The organism is Mesorhizobium sp. M4B.F.Ca.ET.214.01.1.1, assembly GCF_004791545.1.
Classification (GTDB): Bacteria; Pseudomonadota; Alphaproteobacteria; order Rhizobiales; family Rhizobiaceae; genus Mesorhizobium; species Mesorhizobium abyssinicae.
On record NZ_SRUX01000013.1, the window covers coordinates 188,630 to 207,378 of the forward strand.

Annotated in this window: 17 protein-coding genes and 2 tRNA genes; 11 read left to right on the forward strand and 8 right to left on the reverse strand. The window is 63.5% G+C overall.

What is annotated here, in order from left to right; translation table 11 throughout:
- The first annotated feature begins 172 nt into the window (after positions 1-172).
- The 3 genes from clpX to EN857_RS24695 all read left to right on the forward strand — a co-directional run bounded on the left by clpX (position 173) and on the right by EN857_RS24695 (position 4,603).
- Positions 173-1,447: an ATP-dependent Clp protease ATP-binding subunit ClpX gene (gene clpX / locus EN857_RS24685; protein WP_127393424.1), complete on the forward strand. Its 1,275-nt coding sequence runs from the start codon at positions 173-175 to the stop codon at positions 1,445-1,447.
- Positions 1,448-1,722: 275 nt separating this feature from the next.
- Positions 1,723-4,134 carry an endopeptidase La gene (lon, locus tag EN857_RS24690; RefSeq protein ID WP_127282117.1) on the forward strand — a complete coding sequence of 804 codons (2,412 nt, stop codon included), beginning with the start codon at positions 1,723-1,725 and terminating at the stop codon, positions 4,132-4,134.
- A 196-nt stretch (positions 4,135-4,330) separates the two neighbouring features.
- Positions 4,331-4,603: an HU family DNA-binding protein gene (locus tag EN857_RS24695; RefSeq protein WP_006201846.1), complete on the forward strand. Its 273-nt coding sequence runs from the start codon at positions 4,331-4,333 to the stop codon at positions 4,601-4,603.
- 71 nt (positions 4,604-4,674) lie between these two features.
- On the opposite strand, the gene EN857_RS24700 is transcribed toward EN857_RS24695, so the two are convergent.
- Positions 4,675-5,697, reverse strand: coding sequence for an aldo/keto reductase (locus EN857_RS24700; RefSeq protein ID WP_127394175.1), 1,023 nt, complete (start codon positions 5,695-5,697; stop codon positions 4,675-4,677).
- Positions 5,698-5,885: 188 nt separating this feature from the next.
- Here EN857_RS24700 and EN857_RS24705 point away from each other — a divergent pair, with 188 nt between their 5' ends.
- The 3 genes from EN857_RS24705 (at position 5,886) to EN857_RS24715 (ending at position 7,797) form a co-directional block, all read left to right on the forward strand.
- Positions 5,886-6,452: an SIS domain-containing protein gene (locus tag EN857_RS24705; protein WP_128346714.1), complete on the forward strand. Its 567-nt coding sequence runs from the start codon at positions 5,886-5,888 to the stop codon at positions 6,450-6,452.
- A 5-nt stretch (positions 6,453-6,457) separates the two neighbouring features.
- Positions 6,458-7,201, forward strand: a complete 744-nt coding sequence (locus tag EN857_RS24710) for a creatininase family protein (protein ID WP_127393709.1) — start codon at positions 6,458-6,460, stop codon at positions 7,199-7,201.
- Between the two features lie 104 nt (positions 7,202-7,305).
- On the forward strand, positions 7,306-7,797 hold the full coding sequence (locus tag EN857_RS24715; RefSeq protein ID WP_127393708.1) for a hypothetical protein: 492 nt from the start codon (positions 7,306-7,308) through the stop codon (positions 7,795-7,797).
- A gap of 4 nt (positions 7,798-7,801) precedes the next feature.
- On the opposite strand, the gene EN857_RS24720 is transcribed toward EN857_RS24715, so the two are convergent.
- The 3 genes from EN857_RS24720 to EN857_RS24730 form a co-directional block, all read right to left on the reverse strand.
- A complete protein-coding gene (locus EN857_RS24720) occupies positions 7,802-8,719 on the reverse strand; it encodes a carbohydrate ABC transporter permease (protein ID WP_126054889.1) in 918 nt (305 codons plus the stop codon).
- 12 nt (positions 8,720-8,731) lie between these two features.
- Positions 8,732-9,853: a sugar ABC transporter permease gene (locus EN857_RS24725; RefSeq protein ID WP_127282113.1), complete on the reverse strand. Its 1,122-nt coding sequence runs from the start codon at positions 9,851-9,853 to the stop codon at positions 8,732-8,734.
- A gap of 95 nt (positions 9,854-9,948) precedes the next feature.
- Positions 9,949-11,613, reverse strand: coding sequence for a sugar ABC transporter substrate-binding protein (locus EN857_RS24730; RefSeq protein WP_127282112.1), 1,665 nt, complete (start codon positions 11,611-11,613; stop codon positions 9,949-9,951).
- A 277-nt stretch (positions 11,614-11,890) separates the two neighbouring features.
- Here EN857_RS24730 and ugpC point away from each other — a divergent pair, with 277 nt between their 5' ends.
- The 4 genes from ugpC to EN857_RS24750 all read left to right on the forward strand — a co-directional run bounded on the left by ugpC (position 11,891) and on the right by EN857_RS24750 (position 15,266).
- Positions 11,891-12,949: a sn-glycerol-3-phosphate ABC transporter ATP-binding protein UgpC gene (gene ugpC / locus EN857_RS24735; RefSeq protein ID WP_127394092.1), complete on the forward strand. Its 1,059-nt coding sequence runs from the start codon at positions 11,891-11,893 to the stop codon at positions 12,947-12,949.
- Positions 12,950-12,978: 29 nt separating this feature from the next.
- Positions 12,979-13,431: an RbsD/FucU family protein gene (locus EN857_RS24740; protein ID WP_126054886.1), complete on the forward strand. Its 453-nt coding sequence runs from the start codon at positions 12,979-12,981 to the stop codon at positions 13,429-13,431.
- 4 nt (positions 13,432-13,435) lie between these two features.
- The gene (gene rbsK / locus EN857_RS24745) at positions 13,436-14,365 is read left to right on the forward strand and encodes a ribokinase (protein WP_127394091.1); all 930 of its coding nucleotides are present in this window, start codon (positions 13,436-13,438) and stop codon (positions 14,363-14,365) included.
- Between the two features lie 673 nt (positions 14,366-15,038).
- Positions 15,039-15,266: a hypothetical protein gene (locus EN857_RS24750; protein WP_127393502.1), complete on the forward strand. Its 228-nt coding sequence runs from the start codon at positions 15,039-15,041 to the stop codon at positions 15,264-15,266.
- Positions 15,267-15,361: 95 nt separating this feature from the next.
- Here the strand turns inward: EN857_RS24750 and EN857_RS24755 are convergent.
- Positions 15,362-15,438 (reverse strand) — tRNA-Asp (locus EN857_RS24755).
- 219 nt (positions 15,439-15,657) lie between these two features.
- Here EN857_RS24755 and EN857_RS24760 point away from each other — a divergent pair.
- A tRNA-Val gene (locus EN857_RS24760) sits at positions 15,658-15,733 on the forward strand.
- 64 nt (positions 15,734-15,797) lie between these two features.
- Here EN857_RS24760 and EN857_RS24765 read toward each other — a convergent pair.
- The 3 genes from EN857_RS24765 to EN857_RS24775 all read right to left on the reverse strand — a co-directional run bounded on the left by EN857_RS24765 (position 15,798) and on the right by EN857_RS24775 (position 18,714).
- Positions 15,798-16,568, reverse strand: a complete 771-nt coding sequence (locus tag EN857_RS24765) for an SDR family oxidoreductase (RefSeq protein ID WP_127393501.1) — start codon at positions 16,566-16,568, stop codon at positions 15,798-15,800.
- On the reverse strand, positions 16,565-17,560 hold the full coding sequence (locus EN857_RS24770) for an ABC transporter permease (protein ID WP_126054882.1): 996 nt from the start codon (positions 17,558-17,560) through the stop codon (positions 16,565-16,567). Before EN857_RS24770 ends, EN857_RS24765 begins: the two co-directional genes overlap by 4 nt.
- Positions 17,561-17,673: 113 nt before the next feature.
- A complete protein-coding gene (locus EN857_RS24775; RefSeq protein WP_135859290.1) occupies positions 17,674-18,714 on the reverse strand; it encodes a sugar ABC transporter substrate-binding protein in 1,041 nt (346 codons plus the stop codon).
- Between the last annotated feature and the right edge of the window lie 35 nt (positions 18,715-18,749).

The window sequence follows — 18,749 nt, forward strand, 5'->3', positions numbered from 1 at the left end:
GACGGCTTAGCTTTGTGTGGGGTTGCTGCGAATCGTTGCCGCGTCTTCTGATTTGTGTTTCGTACGGAATACGCTGTGTGAGCTGGGACACTGGCGGTGGCGCATTCTCGCGGTAGATTGATAAGACGCCTTGGCCAGACCATCGGCGGGCGGGCGGTGAAAGGACAGGAAAATGCCTGCGAACAATACCGGCGGCGGTGATTCAAAGAACACCCTCTACTGCTCGTTTTGCGGCAAAAGCCAGCACGAGGTGCGCAAGCTGATTGCCGGCCCGACGGTCTTCATCTGCGATGAATGCGTCGAGCTCTGCATGGACATCATCCGCGAGGAGAACAAGACCTCGATGGTGAAGTCGCGCGAGGGCGTGCCGACCCCGCAGGAGATCCTCAAGGTCCTCGACGACTATGTCATCGGCCAGCCCTACGCCAAGCGCGTGCTGTCGGTGGCCGTCCACAACCACTACAAGCGCCTCGCGCACGCCGGCAAGAACAACGACGTCGAACTGGCCAAGTCGAACATCCTGCTCATCGGCCCGACCGGTTGCGGCAAGACGCTGCTGGCGCAGACGCTGGCCCGCATCATCGACGTGCCCTTCACCATGGCCGATGCCACGACGTTGACCGAGGCCGGTTATGTCGGCGAGGACGTCGAGAACATCATCCTCAAGCTGTTGCAGTCGGCCGACTACAATGTCGAGCGCGCCCAGCGCGGCATCGTCTACATCGACGAGATCGACAAGATTTCGCGCAAGTCCGACAACCCCTCGATCACCCGCGACGTGTCGGGCGAGGGCGTGCAGCAGGCGCTCCTGAAGATCATGGAAGGCACGGTCGCCTCGGTGCCGCCGCAGGGCGGCAGGAAGCACCCGCAGCAGGAGTTCCTGCAGGTCGACACCGCCAACATCCTGTTCATCTGCGGCGGCGCCTTCGCCGGGCTGGACAAGATCATCTCGGATCGCGGCCGCAAGACCTCGATCGGCTTCGGCGCCACGGTCGCTTCGCCCGAGGATCGCCGCACCGGTGACATCTTCCGCCAGGTCGAGCCCGAGGATCTGCTGAAGTTCGGCCTGATCCCCGAATTCGTCGGCCGTCTGCCGGTGCTGGCGACGTTGGAAGACCTCGACGAGCCGGCGCTGATCCAGATCCTGACCGAGCCGAAGAACGCGCTGGTCAAGCAGTACCAGCGGCTGTTCGAGATGGAGAATGTCGATCTGACCTTCCACGAGAACGCGCTGTCGGCGATCGCCAAGCGCGCCATCGAGCGCAAGACCGGCGCGCGCGGCCTGCGTTCGATCATGGAAGCAATCCTGCTCGACACCATGTTCGAACTGCCGGCGCTGGAAGGCGTGCGCGAGGTGGTGATTTCGGAAGAGGTGGTCTCCGGCAACGCCCGGCCGCTCTACATCTATTCCGAGCAGAAGGAAAAGAAGGGCAACGTCAGCGCCTGACATGGCACCTGGCCCATAGTTTTTGTGGAACGGCGCCCGACGGGCGCCGTTTTGCTGTGAAACGGTGTGCCGCCTGACCGATGGAGTAGGATGAACGGACCGTGTTTGCCCTTGATCTTTGCCGCTTACACATCCAACTAACAGCAGAAGGCCGAGGTGCCGAATTCTGTGCTGTAAAACTCCCGTCACAAACGGTGGTAGGCGGAACGATCCTCGGTCGTTAATATGAGATTCGCGGTTGGCCGACTGGCGGCCGCGACATGAAAGGTTGGACAATGGCCAAAACATCCAGGGCTCCCGGCGACGGCGTCTTCGCGGTCCTCCCGCTGCGCGACATCGTTGTGTTTCCGCACATGATCGTTCCGCTCTTTGTCGGGCGCGAAAAGTCGATCAAGGCGCTGGAAGAGGTGATGGGTCAGGAAAAGCAGATCCTGCTTGCGACCCAGATGAACGCAGCCGACGACGATCCCGAGCCCGATGCCATCTTCGATATCGGCACGCTCGCCAACGTGCTGCAATTGCTGAAGCTTCCCGACGGCACCGTGAAGGTGCTGGTCGAAGGCGCCTCGCGCGCCAAGATCGTCTCGTTCACCGACCGTCCCGATTTCCACGAGGCCCGTGCTTCGGCGCTGGTCGAGCCGGAGGAGGAAGAGGTCGAGATCGAGGCTCTGGCCCGCTCGGTCGTCACCGACTTCGAGAATTACGTCAAGCTGAACAAGAAGATCTCGCCCGAAGTGGTGGGTGCCGCCAGCCAGATCGACGACTATTCCAAGCTCGCCGACACGGTTGCCTCGCACCTTGCCATCAAGATCCCCGAGAAGCAGGAGATGCTGGCCACGCTTTCCGTCAAGGAACGGCTGGAAAAGGCGATGGGCTTCATGGAAGCCGAGATCTCCGTGCTCCAGGTGGAGAAGCGCATCCGCTCGCGCGTCAAGCGCCAGATGGAGAAGACGCAGCGCGAGTACTACCTCAACGAGCAGATGAAGGCGATCCAGAAGGAGCTCGGCGAAGGCGAGGACGGTCGCGACGAGGCCGCCGAGATCGAGGCGCGCATCAAGAAGACCAAGCTCTCCAAGGAGGCCCGCGAGAAGGCGGAAGCCGAGTTGAAGAAGCTCAGGACGATGTCGCCGATGTCGGCTGAATCGACCGTCGTGCGCAACTATCTGGACTGGATCCTGTCGATCCCGTGGGGCAAGAACTCCAAGGTCAGGCACGACCTGGCCTTTGCCCAGAACGTGCTCGACACCGACCATTTCGGCCTCGACAAGGTCAAGGACCGCATCGTCGAGTATCTCGCCGTGCAGAGCCGCCAGAAGAAGATCAAGGGGCCGATCCTGTGCCTCGTCGGTCCTCCCGGCGTCGGCAAGACCTCGCTCGGCAAGTCGATCGCCAAGGCGACCGGCCGCGAGTTCATCCGCATGGCGCTTGGCGGCGTGCGCGACGAGGCCGAGATCCGCGGCCACCGGCGCACCTATATCGGCTCGATGCCCGGCAAGGTCATCCAGTCGATGAAGAAGGCCAAGAAGTCCAACCCGCTCTTCCTGCTCGACGAGATCGACAAGATGGGCCAGGACTTCCGTGGCGACCCGTCATCGGCCCTGCTCGAGGTGCTCGATCCCGAGCAGAACTCGACGTTCATGGATCATTACCTCGAGGTCGAATACGACCTGTCGAGCGTGATGTTCGTGACGACGGCGAACACGCTGAACATCCCTGCGCCGTTGATGGACCGCATGGAGATCATCCGTATCGCCGGCTACACCGAGGACGAGAAGATCGAGATCGCCAAGCGGCACCTGATGCCGAAGGTGATCCGCGATCACGCGCTGCAGCCGAAGGAGTTCTCCGTTGGCGAGGACGCGATCCGCGGCATCATCCAGACCTACACCCGCGAGGCGGGCGTGCGCAGCCTGGAGCGCGAGCTGATGAAGCTCGGGCGCAAGGCGGTGACCGAGATCCTGAAGACGAAGAAGAAGTCGGTCACCATCACCGCCGACAATCTCGCCGACTATCTCGGTGTGCCGCGCTACCGCTTCGGCCAGGTCGAGGCTGACGATCAGGTCGGTGTCGTCACCGGGCTTGCCTGGACGGAAGTCGGCGGCGAACTGCTGACGGTCGAAGGCGTCATGATGCCCGGCAAGGGCCGCATGACGGTGACCGGCAACCTGCGCGACGTGATGAAGGAATCGATCTCGGCGGCGGCCTCCTATGTCCGCTCGCGCGCTCTCGATTTCGGCATCGAGCCGCCGCTGTTCGACAAGCGTGACATCCACGTCCACGTGCCGGAGGGGGCAACCCCGAAGGACGGCCCGTCGGCCGGCGTGGCAATGGCGACCGCCATCATCTCGGTGCTGACCGGTATTCCGATCAAGGCCGATGTGGCGATGACCGGCGAAATCACGCTGCGCGGCAGGGTGCTGCCGATCGGCGGTCTCAAGGAGAAGCTGCTGGCCGCGCTGCGCGGCGGCATCAAGAAGGTGCTGATCCCGGAAGACAACGCCAAGGACCTGGCGGAGATCCCGGACAACGTGAAGAACGGCATGGAGATCATTCCGGTCTCGCGGGTCGGCGAAGTGCTGCGTCACGCGCTGGTGCGGATGCCGGAGGCGATCGAGTGGGTCGAGCCGGTCAACGCCCCGGCCGCGGCCGACAGCGGCGACGATGCCGGAAAGTCGCTTGCGCATTAGATTTGGCTAAAGTTGCAGCGCACAAAACGAAAGCCGGGCCTCGCGCCCGGCTTTTTAATGTGAAAAACCCCGGAATTCCGGGCTTTTTTCGGATTTTTTCCGCTTTTTCGACTTGGTTGCAGGAACGCTTCTTTCTAAAGTCCGTTTCCTGCCGGATGAGTCGAAAGTTCCGGTTTTCTCATGGAAGGGAATTTTGATGAACAAGAACGAACTGGTGTCCGCTGTCGCCGATGCCGCGAGCATTTCGAAGGGTGACGCGCAGTCAGCCGTCGATGCGGTGTTTTCCGTGATCACTGGCGAACTGAAGAAGGGCGGCGATGTCCGGCTTGTCGGCTTCGGAAATTTCACCGTGTCAAAACGCGCTGCTTCGACCGGCCGCAACCCGCAGACCGGCGCCGAGGTGAAGATTCCGGCGCGCACCGTGCCGAAATTCTCGGCCGGCAAGGGCCTCAAGGACGCGGTCAACTAAGACCTTTTTCTTTAAAGATCAGAAAAGCCGGGCTTGCCCGGCTTTTCTTTTGCCACCGCCAGCACGGCAGATCAGCCCGTCGGCGCGTCCGCGCGCAGCAGCCCTTCCTGCTTCAGATCGCTCCAGAGAGCTTCGGGCAGCTTGACGTCGAGCAACGCGCGGTTGCTTTCGACCTCGCCCGGCCGCTGGCCGCCGGGGATCACCGACACGACAGACGGATGCTGCAGCGGGAACTGCAACGCCGCCTCGATGAGGCGCACGCCGTGGCGCTTGCAAACCGCCTCGATGCGCGCCACTCGATCGAGCACGTCCTTCGGCGCCTCCGAATAGTTGTAGAAGGCTCCCGGCTTCGGCCCCGTGGCCAGGATGCCGGAATTGTAGGGGCCGCCGAGCACGATGCCGATGCCGCGCTTCTGGCAGAGCGGCAGGAAGGACTGCAAAGCCTCCTGCTCCAGCAGCGTGTAGCGTCCTGCCAGCAGGAAAAGGTCGAAATCGCCGCGCTCGGCCAATGTCTGGCACACCTGCCATTCATTGATGCCGCCGCCTAAGGCCCTGATCGCGCCCTGGTCGCGCAGCGAAAGCAGACCATAATAGCCGGAGGTCATGAACTCCTCGATGCGCCGGTCGGAGGCCTCCTTGCTGCCGTGGGTGAAGATGTCGACGTCGTGGACGAACAGGATGTCGATGCGGTCGACGCCGAGGCGCTCCAGCGAAGCCTCGAAGGATCGCATGACGCCGTCATAGCTGTAGTCGTAGACCTCCCGGCGCGACGGCGTGTCGAAGAACTTGCCGATGCCGGTGCGCTCAGCCGGCGGACAGGCGCGCATCAGGCGCCCGACCTTGCTCGACAGCACATAATCGTCGCGCTTCTTGCCGCGCAGGAACGGGTTGAGCCGGGTTTCCGAGAGGCCGAGACCGTAAAGCGGCGCTGTGTCGAAGTAGCGGCAGCCGGTGTTCCAGGCCGCTTCCAGCGTGGCATGGGCGTCCTCGTCGGAGACGGCGCGATAGAGGTTGCCGAGCGGCGCCGTGCCGAAGCCGAGTTCGGTGAAGTCGATGCCGCCATTGCCGATGCGGTCGAAATGCCGTGTCTTCATGTCGTGGAGTTTTCCTGGGGCTGATTTGTCTGACATGACACTATCACGCCCGTGGTACAGCAAAAGCGCCGACGGCCGTTGGACAGGCATTTTCGCGGTGATAGCATGAACAAAAACAAGCCTTTCCCGGGAAGGCGTGACCAGAAGCTTCCACCTTTTCAACCCCTGGGCAAACTGGTGAAGCCATCATGACCAAGGCCGGTACGGATCTGTTCGCGAGCGCGCTGGAGGAACTCGGCGGCGTGCTGGCCAAGGTGGACGGGGCCGGCATCGACGCCGCCTGCGAAGTGCTCGTCGGGGCCGGCAGGATCGCCGTCTATGGCTGCGGCCGCGAGGCGCTGCAGGTCAAGGGTTTCGCCATGCGGCTTTACCATCTCGGCCTGCCGGTGTCGGTGGTCGGCGACATGACCACGCCGCCGCTGGGCAAGGGCGACGTCTTCCTGGTCAGTTCCGGGCCGGGCGAGACCACGACGGTGCTGACCCTGATACGGGTTGCGCGGGATGCGGGCGCAAAGGTCCTGCTCGTCACCGCCGAAAGCGGAAGCAGCGCGGCCAGGCTCGCCGATTTCACCTTGCTGATCCCGGCGCAGACCATGGCCAGCGACCAGGGCGCGGCAAAGACCTCCGTCTTGCCGATGGGCTCGCTGTTCGAGGGCGCGCTGTTCCTGCTGTTCGAAGTGATGGTGCTGAAGCTCAAGGCCCTGACCGGCGCCTCGCCGGAGGCGATGCGCGCCCGCCACACCAATATGGAGTAGGGGCGATGCGTTACGAATTGATGCTGCCGCACCAGATCCGCAAGGCGATCGCCGAAAACTGGCCGGTCGTCCTGCCGCTGGGCGTGCTCGAGTATCATGGCGAGCACATGGCCGTCGGCATGGACACGCTGGCCGTCGTCAAGACACTGGAATTGTTCGAGAAGGAGGCCGACATCGTTATTCTGCCAGCCTTCTACTATGGCGCCGCGAGCTATGCGGTGGCGCCGCCGGAAGGCGGCGGCTCGGTGCAGGTCGGCGGCAATCAGCTGGCGCCGTTCGCCGAGGGGCTGTTCTTCAGCCTGCTGCGCATCGGCTTTCGCAACATCCACGCCATCATCCACCACCAGACCGAGAATTTCACCGCCGGCATGCCGACCGACCTCGCTTTCAAGGCCGCCGGCCGACAGGCGATCTTCCGCTTCCTGGAAAAGCAGCGCGGCGAGGGCTGGTGGGGTTCCGAAACAATGGCCGACTACTATGCAGGCCATGCCAAGGGCGAGAACTTCTTCAATTGGGTTCAGGTGCATCCGCTGATGTCGGCCGCCATGAACGGCCAGTACCCGTTCGACCATGCCGGCATCGGCGAAACCTCGCTGATGCTGGCGCTGTGCCCCGAAGCGGTCGACGCCGGCCGCTTCGCCGATAATACAAGCTGGTACACGGCGAGCGCGTCGGAAGCTTCGGCAGAGCTGGGCAGGAAGGGCGTCGCCATGATCCTTGAGCATCTGCGTGCCCTCCTGTCGGCCTGACGCGGCGAGCAGCGTCTGGCCACGCCCGACAGAAACGCGCCTTCCGGATCGTTACGCCTATTTTCATCATCCGCCGCCATGATCGCCGGGCTAAGGGGGCCGGAATGGACGAGATCGGCAGCGATGGACGGTTGCGGCACGACGTTCCGATGCACGTCGCCAAGCGCCTGTTCCTTGGCCTTGCCGGTCTGTTTTGCATCATCGTCCCTACTTGGGAGCTCTATCGCGGCGTCTGGCCACCGAACTTTGCCAGCCCCTTTTTCCTGTTCATCATCCTCGGCGCCTATGCGGTCGGCATCCCGCTTGCGCTCGCCGCGCTCTTCAGTCCAGCGGTGCGCTGGATCGTCAGCTCCGGTCGCATCGATATCGTGACGCGCAATCCGTTCTTCCTGCGCCGCTATCGTCTCGGCCCTGACGACATTGCCGATTTCGGTCTGCGCACGATCGAATGGGACAGCGGCGGCCCGACCTTCTCGGTGGTCCTGACGACGCTGAAGGGCGAGCGTTTTGAGACGCGCGATTTCGGCGCCGCCGCAACCGCCGAGATGTTTCGCGACCGGATAAGCTCCGCCTTCCTGGGGCAGGCAGCGGGCTGAAGCGCTACTTCACCGCGCCGGCCGTCATGCCCATGATCAGGTAGCGTTCCAGAAGGATGCCGATGACGGCAAGCGGCGTGATGGCGGCGGTGGCGAGTGCGGCCATCGACCACCAGTTGATGCCTTGCGACCCGGTTTGGCTCGCCACCATGACGGGAATGGTCTTGGCGTCGGTCGAGGTCAAAAGCGCGGCGAAGAAATACTCGTTCCAGCACAGCACCATCGCCAGGATGAAGGCGGCGACCATGCCGGGCAGCGCGATCGGCATGACGATGCGGAAGAAAGCTCCCCAGATCGACAGCCCGTCGACGAGCGCTGCTTCCTCGAGCTCGACCGGGATCGAGTTGAACTGGTCGCGCATAATCCAGATGACGATCGGCAGCACCATCAGCGTGTAGAGCAGGATCAGCCCGACGCGCGTGTCGAGCAGGCCGACCTCGCGGTAGAGCACCAGGAAGGGCAGCGCCAGCACCACCGGCGGCAGGATCAGCTGTGACAGGAAGAAGAAGGATATGTCCTCGTTCTTGAACCAGGCGAAGTGGTAGCGGTAGCGGGTCAGGCCGTAGGCGGCGAGGCTGCCGATGATGATGGCGAGGCCGGACGCGCCGACCGAGGCGATGACCGAATTCATGAAGCGCTTGAAGAACTCGTCGCGCACGGTCGAGGTCTGCGTGATCGAGTCCGGCGACAGGCCGAGCGAGCGCCAGCCCTTCCAGTCAGGCTGGAAGTCGACGAAGGGGATCAGATGGCCCTGGGTGACGTCGACCGCCGATTTGAATGACGTCGTGATCGTCCAGTAGATCGGGAACAGGCAGATAAAGGACCAGAACACCAGCGCGCCATAGATGAAGACGCGGCTGGTCAGGAAGCTCGCCGGCGAGCTGATTTCGGAGACGGAATAGTCGGTGGTCTGGACGCTCATGTTGCCGGCCGCTCAGTTGACGTTGCGCACGAAACGGCTGGCGAATTTCAGCAGCCAGGTCACGAACACGATGATGATGACGAGATAGGCCATGGCCAGCATCGTGCCGTAGCCGACATTCGAGCGGTCGCGGTACTCGCGGTAGATGAAGCTCGACACCGAATCCGTGGCGCCGCCGGGGCCGCCCGACGTCACGGTGATGATGATGTCGGCCAGCTTCAGCTTGAAGATGATGCGCAGGATCACCGCCGTCACCGACACCGGCAGCATCAGCGGGAAGGTGACCTGCCAGAACGTCTGCCAGGTGGTGGCGCCGTCGACGCGGGCCGCCTCCAGTACCTCGCGCGACATCGCCTGCAGGCCGGCAAGCAGCATGATCATCATGAACGGGATGAAGGTCCAGGCGTCCAGCACCATGATCGAGATGCGCGCGGTGATCGGATTGGAGAAGAAGGCTGGATTGTCCCAGCCGAGATGTCGCGCCAGCGTCGCGGCCGGACCGAAGCGATACTCCATCAGCGACTTGCCGATCATCCATGACACCGCGACCGGCGACAGCATCAAGGGCATCAGGAAGACGACCCGGAAGAATTTGCGCGCGCGGATCTGCGCGTTGAGGAGCAGCGCCAGGCCGAAGGCGATGATGTATTCGACGAACACCGCGAGCACGTAGAGCACCATGTTGAACAGCGCGTTGCGGTAGTATGGGTCGGCCAGCATCTGCCAGAAATTGTCGAGCCCGTTGAATTTGCGGCCGGAGAAGGAGCTAAGGTTCCAGTCCGTCAGCGCGATGTAGAAGCCGAACAACGTCGGGAACACCACCATGGCGATGGTGAACAATAGCGCGGGAAGCAGGAAAAGCGCGCGCTGACCGTCCTCGCCGCGCGTCAGCACCTGACCGACGCCCAGCGCCACGCCCCACAGCACATAGGCATAGACGATCGGCCGCCAGGTATCGAAGCCGAGCGTGGTGACTTCCGTCTTGTAGAGGATCTGCAGCGCGATGACGGCGAGCAGGCCGAGCGTCGCCGCGGCCATCAAGGCGAAACCGAGCCGCTTGCGGCCGGGTGGGATCAGATCGGCTGGAACGCCGTTTGCCGGCCATGCATTGGTGGGCAAGGTCTGGTCAGCCACGCGTCCCGTCCGTCGATACAAAGCGACCGGCTGGCCGGTCAAAACGGGGTCCGGCGGCTACGCGTCGCCGGACCCCGGTTCATCATGCGATCAGGCTACACGCCGAGCGAGGCTTTGTAGAGCTTGATCTGGTTTTCACGGCCGATCTGGTCGGTGAGCTTCTCCCAGGCGGCGGCGATGGCATCGGCGCCTTCCTGCGCCTTCATCTTGCCGGCGAAGGTGTTGGCCAGGATGTCCTCGGCGGCGCTGTAGTACTGGAAGATGCCGGGGATGCGTGGCTCGATCGCCGCGTTCGGATGGTTGTAGCTGTCACCCTCGGACTTGAGGTAGGAGCTGATGAACGCCTCGTCGTAGCCCGCCGCCACCCATTCCGGAATGTTGAAATGGCTGTTGCGGTACGGCTGGAAGCCCGACGGATAGGCCGCGCACCAGAGCGACAGGTCCTTGCCGCCGAGATGGGCCGCCGCCGACCAGGCCGCCTTCTGTTTCTTCTCGTCGCTGTCGACGCGGGCCATGACATAGACGCCCCAGCCGAGATAGGCGCAGTTCGGCGAGTAGTTCGGCCCGCTGGCAAGCTTGTCCCACTGGCCGGTCTTCGAATTGTAGACGTCGTCCGAGCCGGGCAGGATCGAGAAGCCGGTGACGTCGCCGATGACCGACGAGTCGTTCGTCTTGACGTTGGAGCCGATGTCGCCCCACCACGGGATCATCGAGCCGGTGCCAGCCAGGAACTGCTGGAAGCCGGTGGTGTTCGGATCGGCGTTGATCTGGTCTGGCGGCTCCGAGGGCAGGGCGTCGATGACGTCCTGGATCGCCCGCACCCACGCCGGATTGTTGATGCGCGGCTTCATCGTGTCGGCATCGAACAGCCAGGCCTTGTCGTCGGGATGCTTGGCATAGGCGCTGGCGCGGCTGCCGAGGAAGTAGAAGCCGAAGCCGCCCCAGGGCTTGGGCGCGTCGAGATAGCCATAGACGTCCTGGCCCTTGAACTGCTTGCCCTTGAGGAACTTGGTGACGGCCTGCACTTCCTGCCAGGTCTTCGGCACGCCCCATTCTGTCGTCGCGCCGCTTTCCTTCCACGCCTTGGCGAGATCGGCATCGGCGAACACGTCGGTGCGGTAGTTGAAGTTGTGCGCGTCGCCGTCGATGGTGACGCGGTACTGCTTGCCGTTCCAGGTGCCGACCGGCGGCTTCAGGTAGTTGACCAGGTCGTCGAAATCGATCTGCTTCTTGACCCAGTCGGGCATTTCGGAGGTGAGGCCCTTGCCGCAGACATCGCCTTCGAAGGGCGCGCCCATCTCGATGATGTCGAAGTCGACGGTGCCGGTGGCGATCGATTGCTGCAGGCGGGCGTTGTAGTCGGCCTGCGCCAGGTCGATCCAGCTGATCTTGGCACCCGTATAGGCCTCCCACGGCTTCAGGAAGCCGCGGAACAGAACATTGTGCAGGTTCTGGTTGTTGAGGCCCATGAAGGTGAGCTCGACGCCAGCGAACTCGCCTTCCTTGACGTTGGCCTTGGTGGCTTCGAGGCAGAGCTCGCCGACCTTCTGGAAATCGGCATCGGTCGGCTGACCCTTGCCGACGCCGGGGATCTGCAGGATCTTCGCGCGCAGATCGTCGGCCGCGGCGGCCGGCCGGGTCAGCGCGCCGAGGCCGGCGCCTGAAGCCGCGGCGATCGCGGCCATGCTGGCCGCGCCCTTGAGAATGTCACGCCGGGTGGCACCCGCGCGGACCAGTTTTTCGTAAAGACCGACTCTCATCTACATTCCTCCCAGAACAAAAGCCGTGAATTTGACGTGCCAACCTATCGGACGCCGAAACGTCTGCGTTTCTCCTATACCATATGGGGACGTGGGACCCCACCCTGCGTCGCGTGGAGATCCGATTTCCGGCAAAGCACCGATCATCGGATTTTGCGCTCGCCACTATTCGCGTAATCGATTACCTTGTCAACAGGAATGGCTTTTTATCTATAATATACTGACTTGCCCTTGCCGTTGGCAATGGCTAGCTTCACCGAAAACGATAGGGGAGATGATGGCTCAAGTCGCGATCACCAATGTGGCCAAGGCGTTCGGACCCGTCAAGGTCCTGCACGATGTCAGCGTCGATATCGCCGACGGCCAGTTCGTCGTGCTGGTCGGTCCTTCCGGCTGTGGCAAGTCCACGCTCTTGCGGATGGTGGCCGGGCTGGAAACCGTCTCCGGCGGCACGATCGCGATCGGCGAGCGCGTCGTCAACAATCTGCCGCCAGCGAAGCGCGACATCGCCATGGTGTTCCAGAACTACGCGCTCTACCCGCACAAGACGGTGGAGCAGAACATGGCCTTCGCGCTGAAGCTGCGCAAGACCGATCCGGCGATCGTCGCCGAGCGGGTCAAGCGCGCCGCCGACATCCTCGACCTCGCGCCCTATCTCAAGCGCTATCCGCGCCAGCTCTCCGGCGGCCAGCGCCAGCGCGTCGCCATGGGCCGCGCCATCGTGCGCAACCCGCAGGTGTTCCTGTTCGACGAGCCGCTGTCCAATCTCGACGCCAAGCTGCGCGTCCAGATGCGCACCGAGATCAAGGAACTGCATCAGCGGCTGAAGACAACGACCATCTACGTCACACACGACCAGATCGAGGCCATGACCATGGCCGACAAGATCGTGGTGATGCGCGACGGCCGAATCGAGCAGGTCGGCGCGCCGCTGGAGCTGTTCGACCGTCCGGCCAACCTCTTCGTCGCCGGCTTTATCGGCTCGCCGGCGATGAACCTTCTGAAGGGCGTCGTGCGCAAGGGCGACAAGCCGGTCGTCGACATATCCGGCACAGCGTTTCCGCTTGCCCCCGGCAGCACCGCCAGGGACGGGCAGAACGTCGTCTACGGCGTACGGCCCGAGCATCTCGAAATCCATCCCGACGGCGTCGCCGCCAGGATTTCCGTGGTCGAGCCGACCGGCTCCGAGACCCTGGTCTTCGTGCGCTTCGGCGAAAGCGAGATGGTGGCGCTGTTCCGCGAGCGCCACGACTTCAAGCCGGGCGACACGCTGCATCTTCGGCCACGTCTCGACCAGCTTCACCTTTTCGACGCAGAGACCGGCAACCGGCTCTGATCTCCAACAGATTTTTTGCGAGGACTGCCATGCTCAAAGGGATCAATCCGCTGCTCAATGCCGACGTGCTCCAGGCACTGCGGGCGATGGGCCACGGCGACGACCTGATCATCTGCGACACCAATTTCCCGGCCGATTCGGTCGCCCGCCAGACGGAGCTCGGCTATCTGCTGCGCATCGACGCGCCGGCGGCGGAGGTGGTGAAGGCGGTGCTGTCGCTCTATCCGCTGGACAGCTTTGTCGACGACGCGGCCGCCCGCATGGAGATCGTCGGCAATCCTGACGAGATCCCGCCGGTGCAGAAGGAGGTGCAGAAGGAGATCGACAAGGCCGAGGGCAAGGCCTGGCCGATGATCTCGATCGAGCGCTACGCCTTCTACGAGCGCGCCAAGAAGGCCTATTGCGTCATCCAGACAGGCGAGCGCCGCTTCTATGGCTGCTTCGCCTTCCGCAAGGGCGTCATTCCGCCGGATGCGGAGTAGGGCGATGGCCGCCGGCAAGCCTGTCGTCATCCTGGGTGTCTTCGTCGCCGACACCGCCTACCGCGCAGACCGCCAGCCGCGCATGGGCGAGACCATCCTCGGCAACTCGTTCAAGCTGGGCCCAGGCGGCAAGGGTTCTAACCAGGCGGTCGCCGCCGGCAAGCTGGGCGCCGACACCACCTTCCTGACCCGGCTCGGCGTCGATGCCTTCGCCGACATGGCCAGGCACACCTGGCAAGCGGCCGGCGTCAAGGCGGCGGTCATCGACACCCCGGACAGCTACACCGGCGCTGCCTATATCTTCGTCGAGGAGACGACCGGAAACAACGCCATCATCGTCAGTCCGGGCGCGGCGATGCTGATCTCGCCCGCCGACATCGATGCCCATGCCGGCCTCATCCGCTCGGCCGGCGTCTTCGTCACCCAGCTCGAGCAGCCGATCGAGGCCGCGCTGAGGGCGCTCGAGATCGCGCGCGGGGCAGGGGTGACGACGATCCTCAACCCGGCCCCGGCCGCCAGGCTGCCCGACCGCATCTATACGCTTTGCGACTATGTCACGCCCAACGAGACCGAGGCCGAGGAACTGACCGGCATCAAGGTGTCGTCCATCGACGACGCCCGCCGCGCCGCCGACAGCCTGCTCGAGAAAGGTGTCGGCGCGGTCATCGTCACGCTTGGCGAGAAGGGCGCGCTGCTCCACACAAAGGATCGTTCCGACCATGTAGGCGCCGTCAATGCCGGGCCGGTTGTGGAAACGACGGGCGCCGGCGATGCCTTCAATGGCGGCCTCGCGGGGGCCCTGGCGAAAGGCGTCGAGCCGCTGCAGGCGGTAAAGTTCGCCTGCGCCGTCGCCGGCATTTCGGTGACTCGCCCCGGCACTGCGCCGTCCATGCCGACGCTGCAGGAGGTCGAGGCGCTGCTGGCGCGGACTTGAGGTCGACAGCGGCTCTTGCTTGCCTCACCAGTCGGGATTGTCGTCGAGCCAATACGCTTCAAGGCACCGAATTGACGCGGGAGGCCGAGCCGGCGTTTGGCGTCAAATGCCATCTCCGAAAGGGGCCGCTGTGAGTTGCGCCCTTCCGCGCCTGGCACGATGGTGTACCCATCGGCGATCAACTGCAGCTTCATCTCCTCGAAGTGCCTTTTGAAGCCGTTCTCGATTCGGCTTTGCGGATAGCGTCGTCCATACAGGTATTCATGGCTCAGAATGCCGGAATACATCTGGGCGCTGAGCGTTCTCAGGGCGGTTTCGGAAATCTGTTTGTCGGTGTCCTTGGACCAGCACCGACCTGCCGACGCCACCAGCATCGCGGCCAGAAAACCTGCCAAAACCCTCTTCACCTTGGTCCCTTCCGGCCAAGGTGACATATTAGCCACAGGTAATGTTTATCGGCAATGCGGTCTTGCGCCTTTGCCCCGAGTGTCCCGTAATGGGTCATCATTTCTGGCATCGCAATTGCACTGTCAGCAATGCCCGGGGTCGTTAATTACCCCGGCAGCCGGGGGGCAAATTCGGGGGGCCCCGCCGCTCCAGAAATGGAGCGGCGGGCTCTTTAGCAACTGAGTTTGAAAGCCGCCTGAATCGCCAAGACGAGAGTGCTGCAGCCATGTATTTTCCTCAGTTTCTAGTGGGCATGCTCGCAACGTCGTTCATCACGGCAATCTGGGCCGAAATAGAAACCGGCTCGGTCTGGAAGGCGCTCGGCTGGGCCATTCTTGCGCTGGTCATTCTTCAGGTTGGATATATCGGTCTGGTTGTCGGCCTGATCTACAAACGTGGATCGAAAGGCACCGAGGCGGGCCGGATGTCGGCAAATTACACGCCGCCGGCCTGAATGGCGAAAACCGGCGTGCCGCCGCAGCGGGCACAAGCCGGTTCCTGAAAGTTGAAGCTTTTCTGCAGAGTCAGGGCCTAGGCCCTTGAAAGAAATGGCGCGAGTGACGGGGCTCGAACCCGCGACCTCCGGCGTGACAGGCCGGCACTCTAACCGACTGAGCTACACCCGCGCACTTGACGACCACGTGTCAGCCGTGTTCGTCGTTGGGCCGCTGGATAAGGGGTTCGCCACCGGGTGTCAAGCGCGGCAAAGCACCTTATCAGCAAACTGGAGAAGGTTTTTTGACAACCGCCTCTTTACGCTGGAAAACCGCCACGCGGCCAACGCGGCGCCTGTTCATTTGGCCTTGCGAAGCCTGCCCTAACTGCTTAAAGGTCCGGCCCGGAGCGGGCGATTAGCTCAGTTGGTAGAGCGCTTCGTTTACACCGAAGATGTCGGCGGTTCGAGCCCGTCATCGCCCACCATCCCAGCCATCTTGAAGCAGTCACCCTGAAGCGAATCTCGCCGTTCGCCGACGCCCGTCAACAATCATGGCGGCAGCAGCCGAAAATCCTTGCCCTCGGGCAGCAGCTGGCCGCCGTCGACGACGATGGTCGTGCCGGTGATGTAGCTGGCGTCGTCGGAGGCCAAGAACAGGAAGGCATTGGCGACGTCGCGCGGGCTGCCCAGCCGTCCGAGCGGGATGGAGTCCTGCATGTTCTGGATATAGGCCGCACCGCGATGCAGCTCGATCGCCTCGGTGAGGATGTTGCCGGGCTCGACGCCGTTGACGGTGATGCCGTAGCCGGCGAATTCGAGCGCGGCGGCACGGATCAGCCCGTTGATTCCGGCCTTGGTCGCCGAATAATGGCCGTGGCCGGGGCTGGTCACATGCGGCCCTGTGATCGACGAGGTGAACAGCATGCGGCCATGCCGCTGCGCCTTCATCGGCACCAGTGCGGCGCGCGTTGCATTGAAGGAGCCGCGCAGGTTGACCGCCATCACCCTGTCCCAGTCCTCCGGGCTGGTGTTCTCGATCAACTGCCAGGGATAAATGCCGGCATTCTGGACCAGGATGTCGAGTCGGCCATACTGCTCGAGCGCCAGCGCCACGGCGGCCTCGGCCTCGGCCATTTGCGAGATGTCGGTGCGGATGAAGCCGGCGCCGAACTCGCTCGCGGTGGCTTGCCCGGCCCCGGCCTCGGTGTCGGCCAGGACGAGCTTCGCTCCCTCTTCGGCGAAGCGCTGCGCGATGCCCTTGCCGATGCCGCGCGCGCTGCCGACGATCAGCGCGACCCTATCCTGCAGCCGGCCGGTCATGCCAGCCTCTGCCGGATGGTCTGCTTGAAGGCGTCGAGCAGCACCGCCGCCAGCACCAGCAGGCCGTGGATCACCTGGGTGAAATTGGCCGGCAGGCCCATCAGGTTGATCGCCGTGTTGATGGCCGAGAGCAAGAGCACGCCGGCATAGACCCCGGGCAGGGTGCCGACGCCGCCCTTCAGGCTGACGCCGCCGATGACGACGGCGGCGAAGGCGTTGAACAAAAGCCCGACGCCGAGATTGGCGGTGGCGCCGGAGGTGCGGATGGCCAGCAGCCAGCCGGCGAGACCGGCGATGGCGCCGGCAAGCACGAAGGCGATGATCAAATTGCGATTGACGCGGATGCCGGCGCGGAAGGTCGCCGTCTCGTTGCCGCCGATCATCACCAGATGCCGGCCGAACGGCGTCTTGGCCATGATCAGCGAGAAGACGACGAAACAGGCGATGGCGATCCAGGCGGTGAGCGGCAGGCCGATCAGCCGCTGGATGCCGAACCAGCGGATCGCCGGCGCCAGGTCCTGCGCCGAGCGGCCGCCGGAAACGACGAGCACCAGGCCGCGCACCCAGATGTAGGAGGCCAGCGTGATGATGAAGGCGCTCATCTTCAGCCTGACGATCAGGAAGCCGTTGAAGACGCCGATGATGCCGCCGACGAGGACGGCGAGCAGCAGCGAAACCGGAACCATCAGCCATTGCGGGTGCAGTTGCACGCCGAGGCCGATGCCCGACGAGCAGAACAGGATGCCGACCGCCATGGCGCTGAGCGCGGCGACCGATTCGACCGACAGGTCCATGTGGCCGGCGATGATGACCAGCGCCAGGCCGATCGACATCACGCCCAGCACGCTGGAGGCCTCGATGATGTTGGCGAAGATGCCGAGCTGGAAGTAGTTCGGAATGAGCAGGGAAAACACCACCAGCACGAAGACCAGCATGAACCAGACGAGATTGTCGAGAATGAGCTCGAGAGCATGGCGGGTGCGGGGGTTCATGAGCTGATCCGGTTGGCGCGCGTGTTTGACAATGTTGCGGCTTCGCGCGTTTCGACGCGCGCGGCGCTTTTGAGGGGCGCTCCGGGCCGGGTAGCCCGGAGCGGTCCTCGTGGTTACTCGACCGGTTTTACGGTTTCGGTCGGCGGCTTCTGGTTGCCCCAGAAGGCCGGATTGTCGACGTTCTCCTTGGTGATGGCGGCGCCGGGGATCTTGATGTTCGGGCCCCAGGCTTCCTTGGTCACCGTCGACTTCAGGCCAAGCACCTCATATTCGCCGGGCTTGATCTCTTCCTTCTTGACGATCTTGTCCATGAACATGGCGATAGCCGCGGCCTGGGCGTAGAGCGGCTGTTCGACTTCGACGTTGAGCCAGCCCTTGCGGATCAGGTCGAGACCGACCGGCGCGCCGTTCGAGCTCATCATCATGACGTCGCCTGGCTTCTTGCCTGCGGCCTCGAGCGAGGCGACGCCGGCGACCGAGAGATGCGCGGCATGGCTGAAGATCAGGTCGATGTCGGGATTGGCGAGCATCTGGTCGGCGACGATGGTGCCGGCGTTGCTGGCTTCCCACTGCATGGCCGGAAGCGAGATGATCTTGACGTCCGGGAACGCCTTCATCTTCTCCTCGAAGCCCTTCTGGATGTCGAGCGTGTAGGGATCGCCGGGATCGCCGAGCACCTGCAGGATCTTGCCCTTCACCGCCCCGTTCTTCGCTTTCAGGAGCTTCTCGGCCTGGTCGGCGGCGACGTAGCCGATCTCGACCGTGCCGGCGACCGAGGTGAAGTCGGACGGGGTGGAGGTGATCTGACGGTCGAATTCGACCACCGGGATGCCGGCGGCGCGGGCCGCTTCGACGGACGGCTTCAGCGCGTTGAAATCGACCGCCGCAAGCACGATCGCAGCGGGCTTCAGCGCGATGACGTCGTTCATCTGCGATTGCTGGGCGTCGGTCTTGTTGTCGGCGTTCAGCGATTTGAAGTCGTAGCCGACCTGCTTGAGGAACAGTTCCAGCGCGGTCACCGAACCGGTCTGGAACTCATCGAGCAATGTCGGCACCAGATAATAGACGGTGCCCTTGGACTGGGCGAATGCCGGCGTGAGCGTGGCAATGGCCAGTGCCAGGAAACCGAAGACGGAAAGAAGTACTCTCTTCATGTCGTTCGCTCCTCTTGCGCCGGACCCCTCATTTG

Excerpts from the sequence above, each read along its gene's own strand:
- clpX (WP_127393424.1), top strand. The coding sequence starts at position 173 with ATGCCTGCGAACAATACCGGCGGCGGTGATTCAAAGAACACCCTCTAC.
- lon (WP_127282117.1), top strand. The coding sequence starts at position 1,723 with ATGGCCAAAACATCCAGGGCTCCCGGCGACGGCGTCTTCGCGGTCCTC.
- EN857_RS24695 (WP_006201846.1), top strand. The coding sequence starts at position 4,331 with ATGAACAAGAACGAACTGGTGTCCGCTGTCGCCGATGCCGCGAGCATT.
- EN857_RS24700 (WP_127394175.1), bottom strand. The coding sequence starts at position 5,697 with ATGAAGACACGGCATTTCGACCGCATCGGCAATGGCGGCATCGACTTC.
- EN857_RS24705 (WP_128346714.1), top strand. The coding sequence starts at position 5,886 with ATGACCAAGGCCGGTACGGATCTGTTCGCGAGCGCGCTGGAGGAACTC.
- EN857_RS24710 (WP_127393709.1), top strand. The coding sequence starts at position 6,458 with ATGCGTTACGAATTGATGCTGCCGCACCAGATCCGCAAGGCGATCGCC.
- EN857_RS24715 (WP_127393708.1), top strand. The coding sequence starts at position 7,306 with ATGGACGAGATCGGCAGCGATGGACGGTTGCGGCACGACGTTCCGATG.
- EN857_RS24720 (WP_126054889.1), bottom strand. The coding sequence starts at position 8,719 with ATGAGCGTCCAGACCACCGACTATTCCGTCTCCGAAATCAGCTCGCCG.
- EN857_RS24730 (WP_127282112.1), bottom strand. The coding sequence starts at position 11,613 with ATGAGAGTCGGTCTTTACGAAAAACTGGTCCGCGCGGGTGCCACCCGG.
- ugpC (WP_127394092.1), top strand. The coding sequence starts at position 11,891 with ATGGCTCAAGTCGCGATCACCAATGTGGCCAAGGCGTTCGGACCCGTC.
- EN857_RS24740 (WP_126054886.1), top strand. The coding sequence starts at position 12,979 with ATGCTCAAAGGGATCAATCCGCTGCTCAATGCCGACGTGCTCCAGGCA.
- rbsK (WP_127394091.1), top strand. The coding sequence starts at position 13,436 with ATGGCCGCCGGCAAGCCTGTCGTCATCCTGGGTGTCTTCGTCGCCGAC.
- EN857_RS24750 (WP_127393502.1), top strand. The coding sequence starts at position 15,039 with ATGTATTTTCCTCAGTTTCTAGTGGGCATGCTCGCAACGTCGTTCATC.
- EN857_RS24765 (WP_127393501.1), bottom strand. The coding sequence starts at position 16,568 with ATGACCGGCCGGCTGCAGGATAGGGTCGCGCTGATCGTCGGCAGCGCG.
- EN857_RS24770 (WP_126054882.1), bottom strand. The coding sequence starts at position 17,560 with ATGAACCCCCGCACCCGCCATGCTCTCGAGCTCATTCTCGACAATCTC.
- EN857_RS24775 (WP_135859290.1), bottom strand. The coding sequence starts at position 18,714 with ATGAAGAGAGTACTTCTTTCCGTCTTCGGTTTCCTGGCACTGGCCATT.